This is a genomic window from Granulibacter bethesdensis (assembly GCF_001889545.1).
Lineage (GTDB): Bacteria > Pseudomonadota > Alphaproteobacteria > Acetobacterales > Acetobacteraceae > Granulibacter > Granulibacter bethesdensis_B.
This window is the reverse complement of record NZ_CP018194.1, coordinates 1-25,648: the sequence shown is the minus strand read 5'-3', so window position 1 is coordinate 25,648 and position 25,648 is coordinate 1. Positions and strand designations below refer to the sequence as shown.

At 57.5% G+C, this 25,648-nt stretch carries 22 protein-coding genes; 10 read left to right on the top strand and 12 right to left on the bottom strand.

Annotation, left to right across the window (positions count from 1 at the left end):
- The first annotated feature begins 94 nt into the window (after positions 1 to 94).
- Complete coding sequence (gene dnaK / locus GbCGDNIH8_RS00110) at positions 95 to 1,993, top strand: molecular chaperone DnaK (RefSeq protein ID WP_072571635.1); 1,899 nt, start codon at positions 95 to 97, stop codon at positions 1,991 to 1,993.
- Between the two features lie 176 nt (positions 1,994 to 2,169).
- Positions 2,170 to 3,294 (top strand): molecular chaperone DnaJ, encoded by a 1,125-nt coding sequence (gene dnaJ / locus GbCGDNIH8_RS00105; protein ID WP_072571634.1) that lies wholly within the window; start codon positions 2,170 to 2,172, stop codon positions 3,292 to 3,294.
- Between the two features lie 197 nt (positions 3,295 to 3,491).
- Here the strand turns inward: dnaJ and GbCGDNIH8_RS00100 are convergent, their stop codons facing one another.
- Complete coding sequence (locus GbCGDNIH8_RS00100; protein ID WP_072571633.1) at positions 3,492 to 4,280, bottom strand: amino acid ABC transporter ATP-binding protein; 789 nt, start codon at positions 4,278 to 4,280, stop codon at positions 3,492 to 3,494.
- A gap of 213 nt (positions 4,281 to 4,493) precedes the next feature.
- Here GbCGDNIH8_RS00100 and GbCGDNIH8_RS00095 point away from each other — a divergent pair, with 213 nt between their 5' ends.
- Positions 4,494 to 5,828, top strand: a complete 1,335-nt coding sequence (locus GbCGDNIH8_RS00095) for an Nramp family divalent metal transporter (protein WP_072571632.1) — start codon at positions 4,494 to 4,496, stop codon at positions 5,826 to 5,828.
- A 142-nt stretch (positions 5,829 to 5,970) separates the two neighbouring features.
- Here the strand turns inward: GbCGDNIH8_RS00095 and GbCGDNIH8_RS00090 are convergent, their stop codons facing one another.
- From GbCGDNIH8_RS00090 to GbCGDNIH8_RS00070, 5 genes are all read right to left on the bottom strand, one after another.
- Positions 5,971 to 6,276, bottom strand: coding sequence for an HU family DNA-binding protein (locus GbCGDNIH8_RS00090; protein WP_072571631.1), 306 nt, complete (start codon positions 6,274 to 6,276; stop codon positions 5,971 to 5,973).
- A gap of 240 nt (positions 6,277 to 6,516) precedes the next feature.
- Positions 6,517 to 6,723 (bottom strand): cold-shock protein, encoded by a 207-nt coding sequence (locus tag GbCGDNIH8_RS00085; RefSeq protein ID WP_025285611.1) that lies wholly within the window; start codon positions 6,721 to 6,723, stop codon positions 6,517 to 6,519.
- A gap of 123 nt (positions 6,724 to 6,846) precedes the next feature.
- Positions 6,847 to 7,833, bottom strand: coding sequence for a quinone oxidoreductase family protein (locus GbCGDNIH8_RS00080; RefSeq protein ID WP_072571630.1), 987 nt, complete (start codon positions 7,831 to 7,833; stop codon positions 6,847 to 6,849).
- Between the two features lie 12 nt (positions 7,834 to 7,845).
- Entirely contained in the window at positions 7,846 to 8,349 is a 504-nt protein-coding gene (locus tag GbCGDNIH8_RS00075; protein ID WP_172822860.1) for a methylated-DNA--[protein]-cysteine S-methyltransferase, read from the bottom strand.
- A 101-nt stretch (positions 8,350 to 8,450) separates the two neighbouring features.
- On the bottom strand, positions 8,451 to 10,469 hold the full coding sequence (locus GbCGDNIH8_RS00070; RefSeq protein ID WP_072573454.1) for a thioredoxin domain-containing protein: 2,019 nt from the start codon (positions 10,467 to 10,469) through the stop codon (positions 8,451 to 8,453).
- A 216-nt stretch (positions 10,470 to 10,685) separates the two neighbouring features.
- On the opposite strand from GbCGDNIH8_RS00070, the gene GbCGDNIH8_RS00065 reads away from it, so the two are divergent.
- From GbCGDNIH8_RS00065 to GbCGDNIH8_RS00040, 6 genes are all read left to right on the top strand, one after another.
- Positions 10,686 to 11,084: a (2Fe-2S) ferredoxin domain-containing protein gene (locus GbCGDNIH8_RS00065; protein ID WP_253736051.1), complete on the top strand. Its 399-nt coding sequence runs from the start codon at positions 10,686 to 10,688 to the stop codon at positions 11,082 to 11,084.
- A complete protein-coding gene (gene mnmE, locus GbCGDNIH8_RS00060) occupies positions 11,081 to 12,403 on the top strand; it encodes a tRNA uridine-5-carboxymethylaminomethyl(34) synthesis GTPase MnmE (RefSeq protein ID WP_072571627.1) in 1,323 nt (440 codons plus the stop codon). Before GbCGDNIH8_RS00065 ends, mnmE begins: the two co-directional genes overlap by 4 nt.
- 40 nt (positions 12,404 to 12,443) lie before the next feature.
- The gene (gene mnmG, locus GbCGDNIH8_RS00055; protein WP_172822859.1) at positions 12,444 to 14,333 is read left to right on the top strand and encodes a tRNA uridine-5-carboxymethylaminomethyl(34) synthesis enzyme MnmG; all 1,890 of its coding nucleotides are present in this window, start codon (positions 12,444 to 12,446) and stop codon (positions 14,331 to 14,333) included.
- Positions 14,321 to 14,962 (top strand): 16S rRNA (guanine(527)-N(7))-methyltransferase RsmG, encoded by a 642-nt coding sequence (rsmG, locus tag GbCGDNIH8_RS00050; RefSeq protein ID WP_172822858.1) that lies wholly within the window; start codon positions 14,321 to 14,323, stop codon positions 14,960 to 14,962. The genes mnmG and rsmG overlap by 13 nt, the downstream gene beginning before the upstream one ends.
- A 79-nt stretch (positions 14,963 to 15,041) precedes the next feature.
- On the top strand, positions 15,042 to 15,869 hold the full coding sequence (locus GbCGDNIH8_RS00045) for a ParA family protein (RefSeq protein WP_301335566.1): 828 nt from the start codon (positions 15,042 to 15,044) through the stop codon (positions 15,867 to 15,869).
- Positions 15,866 to 16,732 (top strand): ParB/RepB/Spo0J family partition protein, encoded by an 867-nt coding sequence (locus tag GbCGDNIH8_RS00040; RefSeq protein WP_072571626.1) that lies wholly within the window; start codon positions 15,866 to 15,868, stop codon positions 16,730 to 16,732. Before GbCGDNIH8_RS00045 ends, GbCGDNIH8_RS00040 begins: the two co-directional genes overlap by 4 nt.
- 20 nt (positions 16,733 to 16,752) lie before the next feature.
- On the opposite strand, the gene holA is transcribed toward GbCGDNIH8_RS00040, so the two are convergent.
- The 5 genes from holA to GbCGDNIH8_RS00015 form a co-directional block, all read right to left on the bottom strand.
- Positions 16,753 to 17,778: a DNA polymerase III subunit delta gene (gene holA, locus GbCGDNIH8_RS00035; protein ID WP_072571625.1), complete on the bottom strand. Its 1,026-nt coding sequence runs from the start codon at positions 17,776 to 17,778 to the stop codon at positions 16,753 to 16,755.
- A 12-nt stretch (positions 17,779 to 17,790) separates the two neighbouring features.
- Positions 17,791 to 18,351 carry an LPS assembly lipoprotein LptE gene (lptE, locus tag GbCGDNIH8_RS00030; protein ID WP_072571624.1) on the bottom strand — a complete coding sequence of 187 codons (561 nt, stop codon included), beginning with the start codon at positions 18,349 to 18,351 and terminating at the stop codon, positions 17,791 to 17,793.
- A gap of 115 nt (positions 18,352 to 18,466) precedes the next feature.
- A complete protein-coding gene (gene leuS, locus GbCGDNIH8_RS00025; RefSeq protein ID WP_072571623.1) occupies positions 18,467 to 21,094 on the bottom strand; it encodes a leucine--tRNA ligase in 2,628 nt (875 codons plus the stop codon).
- Between the two features lie 67 nt (positions 21,095 to 21,161).
- Complete coding sequence (locus GbCGDNIH8_RS00020; protein ID WP_072571622.1) at positions 21,162 to 21,755, bottom strand: Maf family protein; 594 nt, start codon at positions 21,753 to 21,755, stop codon at positions 21,162 to 21,164.
- Between the two features lie 44 nt (positions 21,756 to 21,799).
- Entirely contained in the window at positions 21,800 to 22,651 is an 852-nt protein-coding gene (locus GbCGDNIH8_RS00015) for a pyruvate, water dikinase regulatory protein (RefSeq protein ID WP_072571621.1), read from the bottom strand.
- A gap of 373 nt (positions 22,652 to 23,024) precedes the next feature.
- Between GbCGDNIH8_RS00015 and hemE the strand changes: the two genes are divergently transcribed.
- Positions 23,025 to 24,056 carry a uroporphyrinogen decarboxylase gene (gene hemE, locus GbCGDNIH8_RS00010; RefSeq protein WP_072571620.1) on the top strand — a complete coding sequence of 344 codons (1,032 nt, stop codon included), beginning with the start codon at positions 23,025 to 23,027 and terminating at the stop codon, positions 24,054 to 24,056.
- 16 nt (positions 24,057 to 24,072) lie between these two features.
- Here hemE and GbCGDNIH8_RS00005 read toward each other — a convergent pair whose 3' ends face one another.
- Positions 24,073 to 25,494: an MFS transporter gene (locus tag GbCGDNIH8_RS00005; RefSeq protein ID WP_253736050.1), complete on the bottom strand. Its 1,422-nt coding sequence runs from the start codon at positions 25,492 to 25,494 to the stop codon at positions 24,073 to 24,075.
- Positions 25,495 to 25,648 lie beyond the last annotated feature (154 nt).

Sequence of the window (25,648 nt, the reverse complement as noted above, 5' to 3'; positions counted from 1 at the left end):
GGGCGCTTCTCCTTCTTACATCATCGAACGAATATAAATCGGGGATGCACGCGGTGCTTCGGGCCGTCAGCATCCGCTGGAAAGGAGCAGACTTATGAGCAAGGTCATCGGTATCGACCTCGGCACGACCAATTCCTGCGTTGCCATCATGGAAGGCAAGGATGTGCGCGTGCTGGAGAACGCGGAGGGCGCACGTACAACCCCCTCCATGATCGCGTTCACCGATAGCGGGGAGCGTCTGGTCGGACAGGCCGCCAAGCGGCAGGCCGTCACCAACCCCTCCAACACATTATACGCCGTCAAACGCCTGATCGGCCGCCGTTATGACGATCCGACCGTCGCCAAGGACAAGGATCTGGTGCCTTACGCCATCGTGCGCGGGGATAACGGCGATGCATGGGTCGAGGCCCGTGGCGAGAAATATGCGCCGAGCCAGATCAGCGCTTTCGTGCTGTCGAAAATGAAGGAAACCGCCGAAGCCTATCTCGGCGAGCCGGTCACGCAGGCGGTCATCACCGTCCCGGCCTACTTCAATGACAGCCAGCGTCAGGCCACCAAGGATGCGGGCCGCATTGCCGGTCTCGAAGTCCTGCGCATCATCAACGAGCCGACTGCCGCCGCCCTCGCCTACGGCATGGACAAGAAGAATACCGGCACCATCGCGGTCTATGACCTTGGTGGCGGGACTTTTGACGTGTCCATCCTCGAAATCGGCGATGGCGTGTTCGAGGTGAAGTCCACCAACGGTGACACCTTCCTCGGCGGTGAGGATTTCGACGCCCGCGTGATCGACTATCTGGCCTCCGAGTTCCAGCGCGAACAGGGTATCGACCTGCGCAAGGACAAACTGGCCCTGCAGCGTCTGAAGGAAGCCGCGGAAAAGGCGAAGATCGAGCTGTCCTCCTCCAAGGAGACCGAGATCAACCTGCCCTTCATCACCGCTGATGCTTCCGGACCGAAGCATCTGGTGCTGAAACTGTCCCGCGCCAAGCTGGAAAGCCTGGTGGATGATCTGATCCAGCGCACGTTGGAACCTTGCCGCAAGGCGCTGAAAGATGCCGGCGTGTCCGCAGGCGAAATCAGCGACGTGATCCTGGTCGGCGGCATGACCCGCATGCCGAAGGTGATTGAGACCGTCAAACAGTTCTTCGGCAAGGAACCGGCCCGCAACGTCAACCCTGACGAAGTGGTGGCCATCGGTGCCGCCGTACAGGGCGCGGTGCTGAAGGGGGACGTCAAGGACGTTTTGCTGCTGGATGTGACCCCGCTTTCCCTGGGTATCGAAACCCTCGGCGGCGTGTTCACCCGTCTGATCGACCGCAATACGACGATCCCGACCAAAAAGAGCCAGGTGTTCTCCACCGCCGAAGACAATCAGCCCGCCGTGACCATCAAGGTCTATCAGGGCGAACGTGAGATGGCTGCGGATAACAAGTCTCTTGGCCAGTTCGATCTGACCGGCATTCCCCCCGCACCGCGTGGCGTGCCGCAGATTGAGGTGACGTTCGATATCGACGCCAATGGTATCGTGAATGTCTCCGCCAAGGACAAGGCGACCGGCAAGGAACAGCAGATCCGGATTCAGGCCTCCGGTGGTCTGTCCGATGCCGATATCCAGCGCATGGTGCAGGAAGCCGAGGCCAATGCCGAAGCCGACAAGCAGCGCCGCGCTCTGGTTGAAGCCCGCAATCAGGCCGAAAGCCTGGTCCATCAGGTCGAGAAAAACCTGAAGGAGCAGGGCGACAAGATCGCCGAAGCTGATAAGGGTGAGGCGGAAAGCGCCATCAGCGCGACCCGCACCGCACTGGAAGGCGATGACCTCGCTGCCCTGACCCAGGCCACCGAGCGTCTCAGCCAGGTTGCCATGAAGATTGGCGAGGCCATGTACAAGGCCCAGTCAGACTCTCCGGCCGGTGAAGCCGAGGCCGGCCCGAACGGCGAGAAAGTCGTGGATGCGGATTTCGAGGAAGTTGATCCGAAGAAGCATTCCTGACCCCTGGTGTCAGGCCCGGTCTTGATGAAAGGCCGGGATTACACGACCAGGGGCACGCCTGACGGGCGTGCCCCTTCTTCGTAGTTCGGCCTTTTTGATTGCCTCGCCCTGTCATCTGCTGCATGAGCACGGTTTCCGCTCTGCCGCGGACAGAAGATCTTAGCTGAGAAACACCCATGGCCAAGCAGGATTACTATGCCACTCTTGGCGTCGCTCGAGACGCCAATGCCGATGAGCTGAAAAAAGCCTATCGCAAGCTCGCCATGCAGTATCACCCGGACCGCAATCCGGGTGATCACGAAGCCGAGGCCAAATTCAAGGAAGTCAGCGAAGCCTATGATGTTCTGAAAGACGAACAGAAACGGGCCGCCTATGACCGTTTCGGTCACGCTGCTTTTGAAAATGGCGGTGGAGGAGGTGGCGGCGGTTTCGGCGGCTTCCATGAAGGCGGTCTGGGCGACATTTTCGACCAGATGTTTGGCGACTTTATGGGGCGGCGTGGTGGCGCCCCTCGCACAGGTTCCGACCTGCGCGCTGCGGTTGAAATTGATCTGGTGGAGGCATTCAACGGCACCAAGGCCACGCTGCGTGTCCCCACACGTGTTACCTGCGATGCCTGCCACGGTACGGGCAGCGAAGACAAAAATAAGAGTGCCGATACCTGTCCGACCTGTCAGGGCGCCGGCAAGGTTCGGGCGCAGCAGGGTTTCTTCGTGGTGGAGCGCACCTGCCCGACTTGCGGCGGCGCGGGACGTGTCATCCGTAATCCGTGCCGGGTCTGTCAGGGTGCCGGAACCGTCTCTCAGGAACGCACGCTGCAAATCTCCATTCCCGCCGGAGTCGAGGATGGCACACGCATCCGCCTCTCGGGTGAGGGAGAAGCCGGCCCGAATGGTGCGCCACCCGGCGATCTGTACGTCCATGTCGCCATCCGGCCGCATCCGATTTTTCAGCGGGAAGGTGCAAATATTTTCTGCCGGGTTCCGCTGCGGATGACGCAGGCGGCTCTGGGTGGAGAGATCGAGGTGCCCGTGATCGACGGTACCAGCGCCAAGGTAAAAATTCCGGCCGGCACGCAAAGCGGCGAGCAGTTCCGTCTGCGCGGAAAAGGCTTCTCCGTCCTGCGCAGCCCGGCACGAGGCGATATGTACATTCAGGTGAATGTGGAAACGCCACAACATCTGAGCAAGCGGCAACAGGAATTGCTGGAAGAATTCGAGCGTGAAGCCTCCACGACCAAAGCAAGTCCTGAAGCTGAAGGATTCTTTGCCAAGGTAAAGGAATTTTTTGAAGGACGCTGATTTTTTCAGCCAGACCCATCAAAAATAAACAGATCATACCAATATAGTGATGAACCCTGCAGCAGAATGCACGTTCAGGGTTTAACTGCGGCGCTTCCCCCCCCCCCCACCTGTGCCGCAGGAAAAACAGAGGCGGCACGATCTTCCCCGATCGTGCCGCCCAATTTTTTTAGGCGGGATGGCCTGCCAGACACATTTCAGACGGTTGCGAGAAACGCCCTCAGTTCAGGGGGAGAAGTCCGTTCAAAAAACACTGATGGCGCGTCATCCGCCAGAATATTGCCCTGATCCATGAAAATAATGCGGTCTGCCGCCTTGCGGGCATATTCAAGTTCATTGGCGACACAGATCATGGTGATATCGCTTTCCGCCACACTCTCCATGACCTCCAGCACAGGCCCCTTCATCTCCGGCGGCAGAGCCACGGTTGGTTCATCGAACAGCATGATACGCGGTGACATACACAAGGCGCGGGCGATGGCGACACGCTGCAACTCACCGGCATTCAAACCAGCGGGATGCTGATGCGCTCTGTCCAGCAGCCCTACCTGGCGCAGTGCCTCGGCGGCACTGGCCTCTGCCTCCTCCCGCCGCATGCCACGCGACCAGATGGGGGCCAGTGTGCAGTTTTCCAATACGCTCATATGGGGGAACAGATTGACGCTTTGAAAAATCATGGCCACGTCCCGCTGGATGTGACTGATACAGGCGGGATCATCGGTCAGCTCCACACCGTCAACCACAATGCGGCCGGTCTGATGAGTTTCCAGACGACTGATGCAGCGCAGGGCCGAAGACTTGCCCGACCCTGATGGGCCGCACAGCACGACACAGCTTCCCTCCTCCACACACAGGGAAACATCACGCAGCACCTGCATGCGCCCATACCATTGATTGACCTTCTCCATGATGACCACCGCACGGTTGCAGGACGCAGATGGCTCACCGGAGTCAGGCGTAAAAACGGTGGAAGGGGCTTCTTTCATACATCACGTCCGTTGGGTCGAGGCGCGCGGTGACATGGTCGCGGGCCATGTCTGATTGTCCGCCCTCCCCCCTTTCTGCGCAAGCTGCATCCACCGCAGCATGTCCTCTTTTGCCTCGCTCCACCTTATCTCTTGACGTTTTGTAGCACAGGTTACACTTTTTGATCAGGTCCGGCAGACACCGGTTTTTCTCACGACGAACCGTAGTATTTCATGACTCAGATCACTCCTACCTGTGCGCCACCCCCCGGTCCAACCGTAACGGATCGCACCTCCTTACGACTGGCTGAGGCAATCGCCGGCAAAAGCAGAGACTGGAAAACCGGTTTTCTGTTTGCCGGCCCGGCTGTGATCGCCTCCATCGCCTATGTTGATCCCGGCAATTTCGCGACCAATATTCAGGCCGGCTCCCGCTATGGCTATGCGCTGCTCTGGGTCGTGGCAGCCGCCAATCTGATCGCCATGCTCTTTCAGGCTCTTTCCGCGAAACTCGGCATCGCAACCGGGCGGAATTTGCCGGAACTCTGCCGTGACCATTTTTCCCGCCCATTGGTGATCGCGCTATGGATCATCAGCGAAATCGCCGCGATGGCGACCGATCTGGCCGAGTTTCTGGGAGGGGCAATCGGGTTGGCCCTGCTGTTCAGGCTTCCTCTGATCATCGGGATGGTGGCGACGGCCATGATCACCTCTGCCCTGCTGCTGTTTGAAAAGCGGGGTTACCGGGCCATGGAGCTTGTCATCGGGGCATTGGTGGCGATGATCGGCCTCTGCTATCTGGCTGAAATGTTCATTGCCCCTGTGGATTGGACTGCTGCCGCCTGGGCGACCATCACGCCACGTCTGCCAGATGCAACAGCCCTGACAATCGCCACCGGGATTGTGGGGGCAACCGTGATGCCTCACGCAGTTTATCTCCATTCCGGGCTGGCACAGAACCGGGCTGCTGCTGCCACAAATGATGCATCCCGGCATCGTCTGATTCGTTTTTCCAACCGCGAAGTGATGCTTGCTCTGGCACTTGCCGGGATGGTGAATATGGCCATGGTGATCATGGCCGCCTCGGCCTTCCATGTCGGGCATAGTGATGTGGCTGAAATAGAACAGGCCTATCATACTCTGACACCACTTCTGGGCGCCGGCGCAGCTGCTATATTCCTGATATCCCTGATTACGTCCGGTATTTCGTCATCCGTTGTCGGCACGATGGCAGGTCAGATGATTATGCAGGGTTTTGTGCATACCCGCATTCCGATCTGGCTGCGCAGACTGGTTACAATGGTACCTGCTTTTATCGTGATTCTGGCCGGCGTGAACGCAACCGATGCGCTGGTGATCAGTCAGGTCATTCTCAGCATCGCGCTTCCCGCCCCCATGATTGCCCTGATCTATTTCAGCGGACATCGTGGGCTGATGGGGCCATTCGTCAATCACCGGGTGACGCAATGGATCGCCTCAGCCGCTGCCGCTATCGTACTGGGACTGAATATGGTGCTATTGATGCAGGCCTTCGGGTTTACCGTTCCCGGCCTGCCAGCCGCTCCCTGAAAAATCCGGGCGACCGGATTGGGAGTCAAAAATGATTGGATCAATAAAAAGCAGACTGCCATTGAGCAGCCTGCTTTTCGCTTCTTATGATATCCTGCCTTAAAACAGGATCATCACCATCAGACGCAAATTGCGCGATGGATCAGGCCTTCTTGGCCTTTGCCTTGACGGTGGCGCCGTTGACGGCATCCTTCAACGCCTTGCCGGCACGGAAGCGGGCTGCACGGGTCGCGGCGATTTCAATCGTCGCACCAGTCTGCGGATTACGCCCCTGACGGGCGGCGCGCTCGGACACATCGAAAATGCCGAGACCGCTGATGCGGACTTCCTCGCCAGCCTTCAGCGTGGCACTGATCGTCTCAATTGCGGCGGACACGATGGCATCAACCGTGGCCTTGGTCTGGTCGGTTGACTTTGCGATCTTATCAATCAGATCGGCGTGGTTCATTGCGTTTCTCCCGTCTCTGGCTTTACTGTGGCCGATGGTTGGAACTGCTGGTCATGCCTCAATGGAGACAGACCAACGGCTGGTCAATGGTTGAAATGGTCTGGCTGGCTCAAGAAAGCAGGCAATAAGAAAAAAGACGTGTCACCCGGCATTGCCAATGATGAATCATAAAGGCGCATCCGGCAGACAGGCACTCTGTTAAGAGACCTGACCAGCCGGATATGGAAAGAGTTAATCGTGTCAGGCGAGCTTCAGATTAACCGCGGAGGTCTTTCCCTGACGACCGGCTTCAAGATCGAAGCTGAGCTTCTGACCATCATCCAGCTTGGACAGGCCCGCCTTCTCGACGGCGGAGATATGCACGAACACGTCTGCGCCGCCTCCATCCGGGTGAATAAATCCATAACCCTTGGTCGCATTAAACCATTTGACGGTGCCAGTCGGCATCAACGCCTCCCCGTTAGTTTCATCGGCATCATGACACGATACCAACTGTGACGGAAAGGGTAATGGCCGAACGGGAGAATAATCAATCTCTGATCGGCCTTTCAATGCAGATTTATTGAGGTCTCAGGGGATCAGGATCGTACTTCCCGTTGTCCGTCGTTCCTCAAGTGCGCGCTGGGCCTCTGCCGCATGCTGTAGCGGATAGGTCTGGTTGATTTCGATATGGACATGACCCGCGGCGACGACGTCGAACAGATCCTGCGCCATAGCCAGCAAATCAGCCCTTTTTGCTGTATAGGTTGCCAGGCTGGGCCGTGTGACAAACAGGCTTCCCTTGGCGGACAAGGTGGTCAACGAGAATGGTGCCACCGGACCGGAAGCATTGCCATAGCTGACCATCAGTCCAAGCGGTGTCAGACAGTCGAGACTGGCATCAAACGTATCCTTGCCGACGCTGTCGTATACAACCGGCACCATTGCTCCATGGGTGAGGCGGCGGACCTCGCCTGCAATATCGGCGGGGTGATCATTGGAAGACACGATCACATGGCTGGCTCCATGAGCACGCGCCAGAGCCGCTTTTTCCTCGGTAGAAACAACACCAATGACCGAGGCCCCCAGATAAGCGGCCCACTGGCAGAGTATCAGCCCGACTCCACCTGCCGCAGCATAGACCAGGATTGTGTCACCGGATTTGACCGGATAGGTCCGCCGTAGAAGATATTGCGCTGTCAGCCCCTGAAGCATCATGGCGGCGGCTGTCTGACAACTGATCGAGTCGGGCAGCTTGACCAGCCGGTCGGCTGCGATCGTGCGCTCTGTCGCGTAGGCGCCTAATGGGCCAGTCGCATAGGCTACCCGGTCACCAACCTGAATATCCGTCACACCTGCACCGATTTCGATGACGGTGCCAGCCCCTTCCATTCCCAGAACAGTCGGAAGCGAGGGCGCTTTGTACAAACCGGAGCGGAAATAAATATCAATGAAATTCAGCCCCACCGCGGCATGACGAATGACAGCTTCTCCAGGTCCTGGAACGGGGGTTGGCACATCTTCCCATGAAAGAACATCCGGACCGCCATGAGCGTGCACACGAATCGCTTTAGTCATGACAAATCCTTGTCAGGAACGGGGTAATGACAGCTGGAAACAGGGTGATGCCGCATGAACCATATCCGGATCAGGATTCTCAAGCGACAGAAGGTACCGCTTCGTTTCCACGCCATCCAGCCCGCTATATCCGCCAAGAGCGCCATTACTGCCAATGACCCGGTGGCAGGGAATGATGATGGGTATGGGGTTGAAATGATTAGCCTGACCAATCGACCGTGCCGAGCCCCCAACTTTCGCAGCCAATGCTCCGTATGTCATTGTTTTTCCATAAGGAATATCCTGTAAAGCCTGCCAGACCTTTCTGCGATAGCTGGTACCCTCCGGCATCAGCGGAAGATCGAAGTTTTTCAGATCACCATCAAAATAGGCCTGCACCTGCTCTGCGGCTTTTTTCAACAGGGGCGTTCGATCACGGCTGCCCATTGCTTCGCCCCAGTCGAGGGAAACAATATAGCCCTGATCTTCCGTGATGGTCAGAACACCCAGAGGTGAATGAAGGGAAAGCTGCGGCATGGGAGGTCCGGTCTCGTAAAAGAATGAGATGAAAGACAGGAGCATTCAGTCTGATTACATCCGATCAGACCTTTCATACGCGGTATCGTGCATGACGTCATTCATGAGGCGCTGATGGCAGCTTTGACCGCCTCCAGCGTTGTCAGCGGTGCACTGCACAGATTCTGTCTGCAGACCAGCACGAAGAACGGTTCAGCGACATGATCTGTCTGCCAGTCAGGAGCAGCATGCAGCGGCTTGCGGCACACCAGCACAGAGGGATCGCCAAGCGCCAGCACATCCCTGACCATGGACTGAAGATGCGGATCGTCAGCCTGCCCATGAATGCTGACCAGCGTTCCGCGCGTCAGCAAATCTGCCGCCATCAACAGATAGGGTGAAGATGCCAGACTTTGCGGCCGTCCGGTAAAGGCACGGATCAGGCCGGAAGCAGCCTCATACCATATCTGCTCGCCGGTGAGATGATAAAGCCGGGCCAGGGCATCAGCCATCATGCCATTGCCGGATGGCACGGCATTGTCGCTCGCTGTACAGGGCCGGATCAGAGGAACGTCATCAGCATCATGGGCCGTCGTATAAAACGCACCGGTTTCAGATCTGAAAAAGGATCGGGCAGACTGGGCGATGGTGACAGCATCAGACAGGTAACGCTCCTGCCCTGTTGCCTCATACAGGGACAGGGCGGCGCGGATCATGGAGGCCTGATCATCCAGCAATCCGGCCGCAGTGATCCGGCCCAGACGCCATGCATGTGCAATCCGTCCATCATCCGACGCCAGTGCAGCCCTGACCGCGTCATAGGTGCTTTCTGCCACAGACAACCATTCTGCACGGTTCAGCGCAATGGCAGCCCTGACCAGTCCGACGATGACCAGCCCGTTCCAGTCGGCCAGCACCTTGTCATCACGACCGGGGCGAGGACGGTTTTCCCGTGCCTGGAACAGAATTCTGCGCTCCTGTGTCCAGTTTTCAGCATCAGCCTCCGGCGACATGGCAAGGCGACGCAGAATCGTATGGCCCTCCCAGTTGCCTTCCGGGGTGACATCAAAGGCCTGATTGAAACCGGTTGCGGCCTCTCCCAGCAGGGCATCTATTTCATTCTCACGCCATATATAGAATCGGCCTTCCTCGCCCTCACTATCCGCATCCTCGGAAGCCGCGAAAGCAGTGCCAATCCCTTCAACCGGAACAGACATGTCCCTGATCAGCCACCCAACCGTTTCCTCGATACAGCGCGCATAAAGCGGCGTGGGATTCTGCGCATATCCCAAAGACAGCAGCTCCAGAATCTGCCCGTTATCATAAGCCATTTTCTCGAAATGCGGCACCAGCCACTCAGCATCGGTCGAATAGCGGGCAAAGCCACCACCCAGATGATCGTATATGCCGCCGCGCGCCATATGGCGCAGAACCCCGTGCACAGCATCGGACAGTTCAGGGCGACCGGTGCGATGGAATTCCTGCCAGAAAAATCGGAACACCGGAGCATTCGGGAATTTGGGAGCCCCTGTGAAACCGCCTTTCTCCGGGTCCAGGTTGCGCAGAAGAGCTGCATCAACCGCATTCAGCAATAATAGATCGACCTCCGGCCCGGCTGCCGTTTCCGACAGGCGATTCATGGCGCGCGTCAATTGTCCGAGATTCTGTTCAATCGCGGATTTTCTACTGGCCCATGCATCCCTGATGGCCGCGAGTACCTGCCGGAATGAAGGTCTGCCAAAACGAGGCTCCGGCGGGAAATACGTGCCTCCCCAGAAAGGTTGGCCCTCCGGGGTTAGAAACATGGTCAATGGCCAGCCGCCCTGCTGTCCCATCGCGTGCAGCGCCGACATATAGATATGGTCAATATCCGGACGTTCCTCCCGATCGACCTTGATACAGATGAAAGCGTTATTCATCTCATCGGCGGTTGCCTGATCTTCGAAACTTTCATGCGCCATGACATGACACCAGTGACAGGCCGCATAGCCAATGGACAGCAGAATGGGCCTATCCGTTTTTCGGGCGCATTCCAGGGCTTGTTTACCCCAGGGTAACCAGTGAACAGGATTATCCGCATGCTGCAACAGATAGGGCGAAAGCGCATCAGAGAGATGGTTACGGTTTGGTGCGACGGTCATCGTCATCCCATATACTGTCACAAGGCTTGCAAGGCGGATCGTCTATGGCAGGTTTGGATCGGGTGTTTCACGTGAAACACCATACAGGCGCGAATGCATCAAGTGCCGTTACAACAGCAAGATTGGCACACTGATATTCGTACGCAAGCGGCTTTATAGAATTCGTCAGAACCGTCATACCCTTTGCTGCTCCATGGCTGACAAAAGGTGTTTCCGATGAGTGATCAATCTGTGACCGCTGGAATGACAGGCCACAGGATGGAAACCGATCCACCGCTTTACTTCGATATCCATCTGTTCGTTTGTTGCAACCGTCGCCCGGACGATCATCCACGTGGCTCCTGCGCTGCAAAAGGATCTGAAAAACTGCGGGATTATATGAAGGCCAGAGCAAAGGAGATGAGCCTGGCAGGATTCACAATGCCGAGCCTGCGTATCAACACAGCCGGATGCCTTGATCGCTGTGAACAGGGGCCCTGTCTGGTCATCTATCCGGAAGGTATCTGGTACACTATTTCCTCCACCGAGGATGTTGATCAGATCCTGATGCGCCATGTCAGCCAGGGAGAGCGAATAGCTGAGCTTATGCTGCCTGCCGAAACGGCTCCCCAATGAGTCAGGAGACGATTTTTGCGCTGGCCTCCGGTGCAGGCCGCGCTGCCATCGCAGTGATACGGATCAGTGGTCCCGCAACACAGAATACAGTGACTCATCTATGCGGAACCCTGCCCCCGCAACGGAGGAGCAGCCTGCGGAAACTGAGAAACCGGAGTGGGGAAATACTGGATCAGGGCATCGTCATCTGGTCTGCTGGTCCCGGCAGCTTCACCGGCGAAGACTGTGCCGAACTGCATCTTCATGGCGGCAATGCCGTGATTGAAGGGATGGCTGACGCGCTGGTCGATCTTGGATTGAGGCCGGCAGAAGCGGGTGAATTTACCCGTCGCGCCTTCCTCAATGGCAAGCTGGATCTGACTGAAGCGGAGGCCGTTGCTGATCTGATCGACGCAGAAACCAGCGCCCAGCGTCATCAAGCCCTGCAGCAACTGGATGGTGGCCTGAGCCGTCAGTTGGAAGCATGGACCGCAACGCTGACAAAATTGCTGGCCTGGCAGGAAACGCTGATCGACTTTCCGGACGAGGATTTACCGGCTGAAGTGGATGCGACATTACGCAGTGACCTGTGCCTGCTCCGCCAGGAAATGGCTCAGGCACTCAGCGAAAGCGCAAAAGCGGAAAAACTGCGTGAAGGGCTGATTTTTACCATTCTCGGCAAGCCGAACGCCGGAAAATCCAGCCTGCTGAACAGTCTGGCGAGGCGGGACGCCGCCATTGTCTCCTCCCAGCCCGGCACAACGCGGGATACGATCGAAGTTCGTCTGATTCTGGCAGGCGTTCCGGTGACACTGATCGACACAGCCGGATTGCGGGACAACGCCGACAGTATCGAGGCTGAGGGAATCCGTCGTGCTCTGGCCCGCGCAGAAAGTGCCGATCTCGTTCTAAGAACCGTCGATATCTCAACAGCAACAGAGTCTGATTTATCGGCTGATCAATGGCCAGGATCGTCAGAGGCACGATCCTTGATGATCGGTACGAAATCCGATCTTCCCCATAGGCTCCCTTTATCACCAGACATTGTGTTGGTCAGCACACTGACAGGGGATGGAATGCAGAGGCTGAAAACCATGCTGGAAGCAGAAGCACGGGCACTGACATCCCACGCTACCGGAGCACCTTTGACACGGGCGCGCCATCGCGCTGCCCTGCAGGATGCGATCCAGCATCTGGATGATGCCGAATGCGCCCGGCTGGAAGAATTACGCGCCGAAGAGATCAGGCTGGCCCGTCAGGCTGTTGGCCGGATCACCGGACAGATCGGGGTCGAGCAAATTCTGGACCACGTCTTTTCCAGTTTTTGTATAGGAAAGTAGTGTCCACCTTTTGTAGCGTGCCCGACAGGATAGATATCTTATGAATACCTCTGACCATCCTGCCCTGACAGCCTACGATGTGATCGTGGTCGGAGGCGGACATGCAGGCTGCGAAGCAGCCGCAGCGGCCGCGCGTACCGGTGCCATGACGGCTCTGGTCACGCATCAGGCATCAACGATTGGTGAAATGTCCTGCAATCCTGCCATTGGCGGTATAGGCAAGGGGCATCTGGTGCGGGAAATCGACGCGCTGGATGGAATCATGGGACGCGCCATCGACCAGGCCTGCATTCATTTCAAAATGCTGAACCGCAGCAAGGGACCAGCCGTACGCGGGCCTCGCGCCCAGGCGGATCGGAAGCTGTATAGAAAAGCCGTTCAGGATATTCTTCATAACACTCCCAATCTGTCCATCATTGAAGGATCGGTTGAGGATCTGATCACCAGTTCCGGCACACAACAGACCGTGCAGGGTGTCATTCTGCAGGATGGGCGGCATCTGCCTGCCTCTGCCGTGGTTTTGACAACCGGTACCTTTCTGCGGGGCGTGATCCATTGTGGTGAACAGCGATCCGAGGCCGGACGTGTGGGGGAAGCACCGTCTATCGGTCTGGCAAAGCGGCTGGATGCACTTAATCTCCGTCTGGGTCGGCTCAAAACCGGCACACCGCCCCGTATCGACCGCCGCAGCATCGCGTGGGAGGATCTCCCGGAAGATCGTGGAGAAAATCCGCCGACTCCGTTCAGTACCCTGAACCATCACATTGATCTGCCACAGATATCCTGCCGCATCTCGGAGACCACAGCGGATACCCATCAGATCATTCGCGACAATCTGCACCGATCCGCGGTCTATGGCGGCATGCTGAGTGGCAAAGGGCCTCGCTATTGCCCTTCCATTGAGGACAAGGTCGTCCGCTTTCCCGACAAGACCCGCCACCAGGTGTTTCTGGAACCGGAGGGGCTGGATGATTTTACCGTCTATCCAAACGGCATCTCTACCAGCCTGCCAGCCGAGATACAGGAAGCCCTGCTTCATTCCATGCCGGGTCTGCATAATGCTGTGATTATCAGGCCCGGTTATGCGGTGGAGTATGATTTCGTTGATCCTCGCTCCCTGCGTCCCTCTCTGGAACTGAAGGAGTTACCGGGGCTGTTTCTGGCCGGGCAGATCAATGGCACGACCGGTTATGAAGAGGCCGGTGCGCAAGGGCTGATGGCCGGGCTGAACGCAGCCCGGAAAGCTCAGGGACTGGACAGCGTTATGCTCGACCGGTCTCAGGCCTATATCGGTGTTCTGATCGACGATCTCACCACGCATGGTGTCACTGAACCTTATCGTATGTTCACGTCACGATCAGAATTCCGCCTCACACTCCGGGCCGATAATGCTGATCGCCGCCTGACCCGTTGGGGACGGGAAGCCGGCTGTGTCGGTGCCGAACGATGGAAAGCGTTTGCGGCCTACGATCAGGCCATGAACGATGCCTTGACGCTGGCTTCTCAGGACACACTGACACCGGCGCAGTTGCAGCAGGTGGGAATTACCGTACGACAGGATGGCCGCCGCCGCTCCCTTCTCTCTCTGATCGGCTCTGATCCTGCACAGGATCAGAAATTGTATCAGGCCTTTCCCTGGCTGCACGATCTTGATTCACGCGTGCGGGAACAACTGGAAATAGAAGGATCTTATTCCGGCTACCTGTCCCGACAGGATAAAGAGCGGCGCGTCCTGCAACAGGAGGATACGATTTTACTGAGCGATCATATCGATTACAGCGCTATTGGTGGTTTATCCGCTGAAATTCGGGACAAGCTGCAATCCCTTCGCCCTGCTTCCTTGGGAGCAGCCTCCCGGATGGAAGGCATGACCCCGGCTGCCCTCGCCGCTATCAGCCATTTCGTTCGTCGCAAGCAGTGTTTCACGTGAAACATCCCCTTATCAACTGTCAGATCATCCATACTATCCTCCCGATCGGATCGGGTGTTTCACGTGAAACACAGGAAAAACTTGACCTGTATGAATCGTTGCTGACACGCTGGACCCGCACCGTTAATCTGGTCAGCCGGAATGATGTGGAGCATATCCGGGATCGTCACATCACAGACTCGCTCCAGCTTCTACCCCTGCTGGAACCACTGTCTGGGCCTCTGATCGATATTGGCTCCGGCGGTGGATTGCCCGGGCTGGTTCTGGCTATTGCCACTGGCCGGGAAACGCATCTGGTGGAAGCAGACCAGCGCAAGGCGGCTTTTCTGCGCGAAGCCGCCAGAGCCACAGATTCCAATGTCACCGTCCATGCCTGCCGGATCGAACAATGTGACATTGCTCCCGCCCCGGTTCTGACCGCCCGTGCGCTTGCGCCACTGAATGTGCTGCTTGGTTATGCCTCACGCTTGCTGAACAAAAACGGCGTTGCCATTTTCATGAAAGGAAAAACAGCAGAACAAGAATTGACCGAGGCCGCGACAGAGTGGCACATGCGCGTACAACTGAGCCCAAGCCACACTAATCCCGATGCTTCCATTTTACGGATAGACGAAATTTCTCGTGTCTGAGAAACAGAAAAGCCCCTTTCGGGCATTAAAAAAACCCTCCGGGCAGGTCTCCGAATCAACAGAGATTCCTTCCTCCCCGGTGATAACCAACAGCAAAACACGCCCGAAAATTCTTGCCATTGCCAACCAGAAAGGTGGGGTCGGCAAAACCACGACGGCGATCAATCTGGCCACCGCACTGGCTGAAACCGGTGAACGGGTACTGTTGATCGACCTTGATTCTCAGGGCAATGCATCCACCGGTCTCGGCATCCCCCGCAACCAGCGTGGCCATGGTTCCTATGCCGTGCTGATGGATAGCCACAAGGCGGCGGATGTCATACGCAAAAGTATTGTCCCCAACCTGTTCCTGATTGTAGCGGAATCTGATCTGGCCGGAACCGAAGTAGAGCTGGTCTCCCAGAATCGCCGTGAATACCGATTGAGAGATGCGCTGGATGCCCTAAAAAATACAGACCAAACCTCTGAGCTTTCTTTCGATCACGTGCTGATTGACTGCCCGCCCAGCCTTGGTCTGCTCACACTGAATGCGCTTGTCGCAGCAGATTCGGTGCTGGTGCCCCTGCAATGCGAGTTCTTCGCTCTGGAGGGCGTCACCCAGCTCAATCGTACGGTTCAGGCTGTCCGGCGGGCGCTCAATCCGGCACTGGAGCTGGAAGGGATTGTACTGACGATGTTCGATCGGCGTAATAACCTGTCAGAACTGGTCGCGGCGGATGCAAGAGGATTTTTCGGTGCCAAAGTCTATGACACTGTGATTCCACGCAATATCCGCCTTTCTGAAGCACCGAGCCATGGCAAGCCGGTGCTGCTCTACGACAGCAAATCCTCCGGCGCGCAGGCTTATGTTCAGCTGGCGGACGAATTACTGAAGCGTGAACGCAAGGCTGGGACGAAAGCGGTATGACAAAATCCCCGCAGGCGCGGCTGGGCCGTGGATTGGCAGCCTTGTTGGGCGATGAGCTGCCGACACAGGATGGGGAACGCCGTCATCCGGATATCGTCATGATGGCGGTGGAGCTGCTGGCCCCCAGCCCCTTTCAGCCGAGGATAAACATTGAACCGGGCGCCTTGGCCGAACTGACAGAATCCGTTCGCGCCAGAGGCATCCTGCAACCGCTGCTGGCCAGACCCGATCCTGATCTTGCGGGGCGCTACCAGATCATCGCCGGTGAGCGCCGCTGGCGGGCCGCTCAGGCAGCCGGGCTGCATGAGGTGCCGGTGCTGGTGCGCGCTTTGTCCGACAGCGATGCCATGGCCGCGGCCCTGGTTGAGAACTTGCAAAGGCAGGATCTCAATGCGGTTGAGGAAGCAGAAGGCTATCGCCGCCTGTCCGAGGAATTCGGCCTGACACAGGAAAAGCTGGGCGATGCGGTCGGCAAATCCCGCAGTCATATCGCCAATACACTTCGGCTGCTTAATTTACCCTCCCCGGTCCTGCAGGAAGTCAAAAAAGGTGCTCTCAGCGCAGGCCATGCCAGAGCCTTGCTGTCGCATGCCGATCCGGCAATGGCCATGCTGACGGTGCTGGCAAAAGGCCTTAATGTACGACAGACAGAGCAACTGGCTGCACGCAAAAACTCTCCCCCTGTCACGGCGCAGGAAAGAGCCGCCCGTCGTGATCCCGAAATTGCTGTTCTGGAACGCGACCTCAGCAATCATCTGGGGCTGAAAGTCACCGTCACCTATGATGGCCAGAGCGGGGATATCCGCATCCGTTACAAGTCACTTGATCAATTGGATGGCCTGATCACCCTGCTGACCCGTTAAGCCCCTCTTTAAACCCCTCTTTAAACCCCTCTGGCAGCAGCCTGACGGGCCCGCAGGGCGATACTCATCACTGCCTGACGACAGATAATCTCATCAGGGGCGCCGCTCTGCTTGCAGGCTTTCTCAGCCTGCCAGAGCATGTCGCAGATCACGGCCAGCATCTCATCCCGCCAGAGCGTCAGAGCCTTCGTAAAGGTGGGTACACGTTTGAAGAAAACCGGAGGCTTTGCCTGCCTGACAGCCTCAGCGGCGCTTGTTCCGTTTTCCTGCATCACCGCACGCAGCTTGCGAAGCCGCTGCATATGCTGAAGCGCCATTCTGATCACGGCAATGGAGGTCGTACCCTCCGCCAGAGCCAGAGACAGGGCTCGTTCAGCACCAGAAATATCACCGATCACAGACGCATACAGCGCATCTTCCAGTGACAATCCGGCGAGGTCGCCAATACAGGCCTGTGCTGCCTCTATGGTCGCGGTTCCGTCCTGGCCGACATACAGGGCTAGCTTGTCGATTTCACGCCGAGTCAGGGCACGATCAGCCCCCAGATGATCGCAGAGCCATTTCAGTGCATCAGCCTCGATGGACACGCGATCACGGGCCAGAGAGTCCTGAATGGTCTGGGACAGGCTTCTGCCTTCATCCGGATAGCAGGCAATAGAGGCTGCACTGGCCATTTTCTCGACCAGCACACGAAGCTTGGAGCGCGGCGTCAATGCACCTGCTTCCAGAATGACCAGCGCTTCCCCCCGCCCCTCCAGACCGGCCTGCAGGGGAGCGGCAAAAATGTCAGCCGCTTCCCTGATCCTGATGACACGACGCCCACCCGTCAGGGACAGACCCGCCATTTCATTGGGAAGATCAGCCGCCTGTTCTGCCGCCAGTTCAATAACACGAAAAGGATCATCAATCTGCCCTGCCACAAGCCGTGTCAGGATAGTCCCCCGCTCACGGACCAGGCCATGATCATCCCCGTAAAGCAGCACAGCCCGCACAGCCTGATCAGGCTGACGCAAAAACGCTTCCGCCTGACGCGCATCGAATTTCATGCAGGCTTAATCTCAGCCTTTGCTGTCTGAAGCAACTGGCTTTGTTGCTTCATCTGCCAGTTTCTTTTCAAAATACTGGGCAAGATCAAGCGTAATCTGGTTGGCAAGCTCCTCCGCCATACGGCGTAGAACTGTTTCCGAATTGATATCCATGGCAAAGAACTGACCATTCGACAGATCAATACCATCAAGCGTGTAAGCACGCCCTTTGGCCAGAACCGTTTTTTTCAGATCGTCAGCCGTCAGTGTCCAGTTGGCGATCCCCTGCATTCTGAGCCGGGTGGTTGAGTTATCGGGCATGATCCCGGCACTCTCGTTATTGACGGTATAAAAAACCGTCAGTTCATAGCGGGGAAGTTTGCTGCCGCCAGTATAGTCAAAGTGATTCTGCAATGCCTGACGAAGCAGCACACCGTTATGATCACTGATCAGCGCCACTGAAATAGCTCTGAGCTGCTCCTGAACAGGGGTAAGGGCACCATCCTTTCCCGGTGCATAGACGGCATGCCATCCACAACCAGGCAGAAGCAGCAACCCACCCAGCGACAACAGCGTGCGGCGTTTCAGGTCCATGGTCTTTTCCCCATCCCACGGGCCTGTCTGTTCACGTCAGACAGACCTATGGATCAAAGCTTTTCCCTCTTTGCGGCCAACCGCGCAGACGGACCGCTACCCAACCCTGTGAACCCTATCCGGCAATGACGAAATTGACGATGCGGTTGGGAACATAGATGCGCTTGACCACGCGCTTTCCTTCCAGCGCCCGCACCACATTCGGATCAGCTTCGGCCTGCGCAATGACACTGTCCTGATCAGCACCGGGGGAAATGTCCATGGTGGCGCGCAATTTACCCATGACCTGAACCGCAATGGTGACCGACTGCACCACCAGCAGCGCAGGATCAGCGGATGGCCAGGCCTGCTCGGCAACCAGCTTCGGCTCCTGTTCGATCAGTGCGGCCATTTCCTCTGCCAGATGCGGCATCATCGGTGCGATGATCCGTGACAGCAGGGTGATGGCCTCAACCCGGGCCGCTGTCATTCCCGGCTCGGCGGCCTTCTTTTCTGCTTCGGTCAAAGCATTGGCGAATTCATAAACCCGCGCCACAGCAACGTTGAAGTTGAACCCTTCCAGTGCCTCTGTCACAGCAGCCACTGTACGGTGCGTCATACGCCGTAACGTCATCGCCGCATCGGACGAGGCATCGTCCCGATTGGTTTCCCCCTTTGCGGTGCGCGCAACCGCTTCGGCCAGACGATAGAGGCGCTGGACAAATCGGTACGCACCAACAGCCCCGGCATCAGTCCACTCCATATCCCGCTCAGGCGGGTTGTCAGAGAGAATGAACCAGCGCGCCGCATCGGCTCCATAGCGGTCGAAGATTTCTCCCGGTGCCACGGTATTGCGCTTGGATTTGGACATTTTCTCGCCGCGACCGACCTGAACCGGCTCCCCGGTTGCGGTCTCGACCACCATCTCGCCATGACGGGTAACTTCGGCTGGCGAAAGCCAGCGCCCGTCAGCCGCGCGATAGCTTTCATGCGTGACCATGCCCTGCGTGAACAGCCCGGCAAACGGTTCCCTGACTGATACATGGCCGGTATCGGCCATGGCCCTGGTAAAGAACCGGGCATAAAGCAGATGCAGGATGGCATGCTCAATCCCGCCGATATACTGATCAACCGGCAGCCAGCTTTGCGCCGCTTCCTTCAGGACAGGCACATTGGCATGAGGGCTGGCAAACCGTGCGAAATACCAGGAGCTGTCGACAAAGGTATCGAAAGTATCGGTCTCCCGCACGGCTGCCGCACCGCAGGAGGGACAGGTCACATGCTTCCAGCTCGGATGATGATCCAGCGGGTTGCCGGGACGGTCAAACGTCACATCTTCCGGCAGAGTGACAGGCAACTGATCGGCAGGCACCGGAACCGGACCGCAATGATCGCAATGAATAATGGGAATGGGGCAGCCCCAGTAACGCTGTCGGCTGATCCCCCAATCCCGCAGGCGCCAGTTAGTGACGCCCTGCCCCCACCCCATCGCTTCCAGCCGGGTAATGACTTCCCGTCTGGCCGCATCCGGGGTTAAACCATTGAAAGGCCCGGAGTTGAAAAGAACCCCATCCCCGTCATACGCCTTTTTGCCGATCGTGAAGCTGGCGGCGTCCTGACCAGATGGCAAAACCACCGGCGTGACCGACAGATCATATTTGCGGGCAAAATCCAGATCACGCTGGTCATGCGCCGGGCAACCGAACACCGCGCCAGTGCCGTAATCCATCAGCACGAAATTGGCGATCCAGACCGGGAAAGTCTCCTCATGGAAAGGATGCTTCACCCGCAGCCCGGTATCGAAACCGCGTTTCTCGGCGGCTTCAATAGCGGCCTCGCTGGTACCGAGGGAGCGACATTCAGCAATAAAAGCAGCCAAAGCAGGGTTATGCGCCGCCAGTGCGGCCGCAACAGGATGATCCGCAGCAATAGCCACGAATGACATGCCATACAGCGTGTCGGGCCGTGTGGTATAAACTTCGATCTCACGCTGATCGCCCAGCGCTTCGACCAATGGAAAACGGAGCCTCGCCCCCTCACTGCGACCGATCCAGCGCGACTGCATGACCCTGACACGCTCGGGCCAACGATCGAGCTGATCCAGCCCTGCCAGCAATTCTTCAGCATAGTCGGTGATCCGCAGGAACCACTGTGACAGTTTCTTCCGCTCTACCGTCGCGCCGGAACGCCAGCCTTTGCCATCAATGACCTGTTCATTGGCCAGCACGGTTTCATCAACCGGATCCCAGTTGACCCAGCTCTCCCGGCGCTCCACCAGATTTTTCTTCAGGAAATCGAGGAACAGAGCCTGCTGATGTCCGTAGTAAGATGGATCGCAGGTAGCGAATTCACGTTCCCAGGTGATGGACAGGCCCATACGCTGCAATTCACCGCGCATGGCGGCGATATTGTTCCAGGTCCATTGCCCCGGATGCACACCCCGTTCCCGCGCCGCATTCTCGGCCGGCAATCCGAACGCATCCCATCCCATGGGATGCAGCACCTGATAGCCCTGGGCACGCTTGTAACGTGCCACCACATCCCCCAGCGTATAATTACGCACGTGCCCCATATGGATCTGCCCACTGGGATACGGAAACATTTCAAGGACGTAATAGGTTCTGGCGCCCGGATCGGGCACATCAGGAACGGTAAAGCAGGCCCGTTCAGTCCAGGCCAACTGCCAGCGCTGTTCGGCGGCAGCGAAGTCATAGGAACGGTCGGGGCGCTGATCGCTCTGGAGATCGGTGATACTGTCGGTCATGAACGGCTGTATTCCTCACAGCCGTTTTCTTGACAAGGGAAACCCTGAGGGTCTCCCTGGTTTCCTCCTATGCTGTCAAAGCCTGATGCTGCCGCAGAAAGCTCAGCAAGGGCAGCAAGGGCATGCCGAGGATGGAGAAATAATCGCCCTCGATACGGTCGAACAGCTGGATACCCGGCCCTTCCAGCCGATAGCAGCCGACACTGCCCAGCAGCGCCTCCCCCTCCTGCGCCAGATACCAGTTCAGGAAATCCTCGCTGAAGCGGCGCATATGCAGGCAGGGCGTCTCGACATGATGCCAGATACGGCTGCCCCCTTTCGCACAGACCACCGAGGTAACAAGGTGATGCGCCCTGCCCCGAAAATCCCGCAACCGGGTCCGAGCACTTTCCAGATCAGGGGCCTTGTCGAACCATACACCTTCACAGACCAGCAACTGATCGGACCCGATGACCACAGAATCCGGATAGCGCCGCGAAATCCGCTCAGCCTTCAGATCGGCCAGAGCTGTCGCCGTCTCCGCAGCGGAAGCGCCTTCAGCCCGCATGGATTGCTTCACCATATCTTCATCAACCGCAGCCGGGATGCTGTCCGCATCAATTCCAGCCTGTGCGAGCATGGCCCGCCGGGCAGAAGAGGCGCTGGCAAGAATCAGCTTCATGACATGGCTCCGTCCTGACGATGAGGGATCCGGCTATGGCGCGGCTAACCACTGGGAGGCAAGGCCCGCCGCCTTTCATGCCATGCCTCCACCAATTGCAGCACGGTGGCCGCCGTTTCCTCGATCGAACGTCTGGTGACATCAATGACCGGCCAGCCTTTGCGCGCGCAGAGACGCCGCGCCCAGATCAGTTCGGCCTTGACGGAATCCAGATCAACATAAGCGGTATTCTGCTGCACATTCGGCTGACCACCGATCATTTTGAGCCGATGGCGGCGAATTTCGATCAGGGCTTCCGGATCAATGGTCAGGCCGATCACGGGTACGGTGGGCGCTTCCAGACCGGGCGGTTCCGGCAAGCCGGGAACAAGCGGAACATTGGCCGCCTTGACCCCGCGATTGGCGAGATAAAACGAAGTCGGCGTTTTAGAAGAGCGTGATACCCCGACCAGGCACAGATCGGCCTCATTGATCCCGACCTGAGCCTGACCATCATCATGAGCCAGCACGAAATGCATGGCATCGATCCGGCGGAAATAATCGGCATCCAGGACATATTGGCGACCGGGTCGGGCTATAGCCTGTTCCCCGATATGGTGTTGCAACAGGGACAGAACCGGGTCCAGCACATGCACCACCGCAATGCCGATCCGGGAACAGAAATTCTCCAGTTCACTGCGCAATCCCGGCTCAATCAGCGTTGACAGGACCGGGCCCGGTTCAGCCTCGATCCCCTCCAGAACACGATGAAGCTGAAAACGGGTCCGGATCAGGGACCAGCGATGATAGATGATCTGCGCATGCTCAAACTGGGAGACAGTGGCCCGGGCGATGGAATTGAGCGTTTCTCCGGTGGCATCGGAGACCAGATGCAGATTCATGCGATGTGTGGTCATGACCCGAATCCATTTCCCTGTCTCCGCCCATCCTCCAGCAACCTGCTGACTCTGGAAGGTGCGGCACTGAATGACCGTAGTGAATTACCGTAGTACCGGGGATAACCCCTCTTTCCGCCAAGGTCGCAAACCACGCGTACCGAAACAAGGGGACAAGCTCACGAATCACGGGTACTGGGCATGAATCGTACACCCATGTGAAAAGTTTTCTGGATAAATGCTATTTCACTTTATCTGTCAGATACTTAGCCGCATCTTTCAGTGTGGATAAAGTACGTAGTAAAATCTGGATTCCGGGTACCACGTTATCCACAGGGTTCTATCTACTCCTCTCCCTTTTCCTTTTCTTCTTTATCCTTTTTAAGCAGGTCTTATGAACAAACCGATCCTGCGTGTGCTCCATGGTGAAGCACTGCCTGTTCCTCCCGTCTGGCTGATGCGTCAGGCCGGCCGGTACCTGCCTGAATATCGGGAGGTCAGAGCAAAAGCAGGCAGTTTCCTCGGTCTTGCCACCCATCCCGAATGGGCAGCCGAAGTAACCTTGCAACCTATTCGCCGTTTCGGAATGGATGCAGCTATTCTGTTCAGCGACATTTTGATGTTGCCATGGGCTTTAGGATACGGGCTGCATTTTGCCGAGGGCGAAGGCCCCGTACTGCCGAAGCTGGAGGAAGCCGACATTGACCGGCTGGATTTCAGCCAGCTCATCCCGCGGATTGCCCCGATTGTGGAAACCGTCACACGGGTGCGGGAACAGCTTCAGCATCATCATCCTGAAACGACCCTGATCGGGTTTGCCGGTGCTCCGTTTACCGTCTCCTGCTACATGGTGGATGGAGGGGGCGCCAAGGAATTCCCCCGCACCCGACATTTCGCCTACACAAATCCTGAGGCTTTCGACCGTCTGATCGCCCGTCTGACAGAAGCAACCATCACTTATCTGTCAGCACAGGTAGAGGCAGGGGCGGAAGTGCTGATGCTGTTCGACAGCTGGGCCGGTTTACTGTCTCCGCTCAGTTTTGCCCGTTGGGTGACTACGCCGGCCTGCCAGATCACTGCGGCACTGAAAGCGCGTCATCCATCCGTGCCCGTGATCGGCTTTCCAAGACTCGCTGGCACATTGCTACAGAATTATGCTTCAGAAACCGGCGTGAATGCGGTCGGAATGGATACTTCTGTGGATCCGATCATGGCGCGTAAAATGGTGCCTTCCGAAACGGCGCTGCAAGGTAATCTCGATCCCCTCGCTTTACTTGCGGGCGGAGAGGCCATGGCGCGTGAAGTATCCTCGATTCGTCAGGCCATGGCGGGACATCCGCATATCTTCAATCTCGGCCATGGCATTGTGCCGCAGACACCGCCCGAACATGTGGCCGAATTGTTGAAGCTGATCAGAAAAATCTGAAACGAATCGGGCAAGGTCAGGCTTTTTTACTCAGATCTTGCCCATCCGTGCTGTTGAGACGGGATGCGCAGAGAATGGCCAGCGCCGAAATAGCGGCGATGGTAACGAAGCCGGTTGCAAAATCGGTCATATCAGGCTGCGCACGTTGCCCTGCCAGCATGGAGAGGCTGACGGAGATACCGGCAATACAGATACCAGCCGACAGCGTCATCTGCTGAAACGTCGTGTAGAAGCTGGTGGCCTCGCTCATCTGCTCACGCGGGACATCGGCATAGGCGATGGTATTGTAAGCAATGAACTGAAGCGCCTGAAACAGCCCGGCCGGAGCCAGAACCAGGAAAAACCATCCATGCGGCCAGGATGGCTGAAATGTCGCACAGAGCAACACGGCCGTACTGGACAGGGCACCATTCCAGATCATCACGCGCCGGAAACCGAAACGGCGTAAAATTCTGGCGGCCCATGGCCTGACCAGCAATGATCCTGCTGCACCGATAAATGTCACGGAACCGCTTTCGGCGGCACTCATACCCATGCCGAGCTGCATCGTCATGGGCAGCAGGAACGGCATGGCTCCTGCCACCACCCGACTGCACGCCCCTCCCAATACTGATAGTCGGAAGGTACGAATGCGCATCAGCATCGGGTTGAGGATCGGATGAGGGATGGTCCGGCTATGCCGCAGATACAGCCACCCGCTGCCCAGTCCGATCAGGGTAAGAATAGCGGCGCTGGACAGAGCCTTTGCATCTGTGCCTGACGGGCCTCTGCCGAGCGTTTCCATGGCCCATAACAGACAGGCCAGGGCAGTTCCTGAAAGCAAAAGTCCCTTGAAATCAAGCGGACGAAGCTCTGTCTCAGTCACATTGGGAACGAACCGTGCCGCAAGACCCATGCCAATCAATCCGATCGGCAAATTGATGTAGAAAATCCAGCGCCATGACAGCCATGTCGTAAAAAACCCGCCAACAGGTGGCCCCAGAATAGGCCCCAATGTGGCTGGAATGGTCATCCACGCAATAGCGGAGACCAGTTCATGGCGTGGCACGTTCCGCAGCAGCAGCAGCCGTCCCACCGGCACCATCATGGCCCCGCCCGCACCCTGCACCAGCCGGGCGATGACCATTTCCGGGAGGCCCTCTGCCATGCCACAGACCATCGACCCGGTTACGAACAACGCAATGGCCCCCATGAAAACCCGCCGACTGCCGAAGCGGTCCGCCATCCAGCCCGATGCCGGGATGAACACTGCCAGGCTGAGCAGATAAGCCGTCAGCGCCACGCTCATCTGGAGGGGGGCAACGTCAAAACTCTGCGCCATCTGAGGCAGGGCTGTGGCCAGAATGGTTCCGTCCATCAACTCCATGAACAGCGCAGCGGAGACGATGAGCGCCAGTATTCTCGATGATACTGGCCGGGAAGAACGTGGCTGGGTCATAGGCTCTTTATGAACTGACCCGCTGTAGTGAAAACGCCGGTGATGCACATGGCGGGCTTGCATCCAGCCTCTGCCCTGTGTACCCGGCTCTGTTATATCTCCTTGCTCCCGGCTTTGTGATGGCCGGCCCTGTCGCACCATTGTCGATAGAATC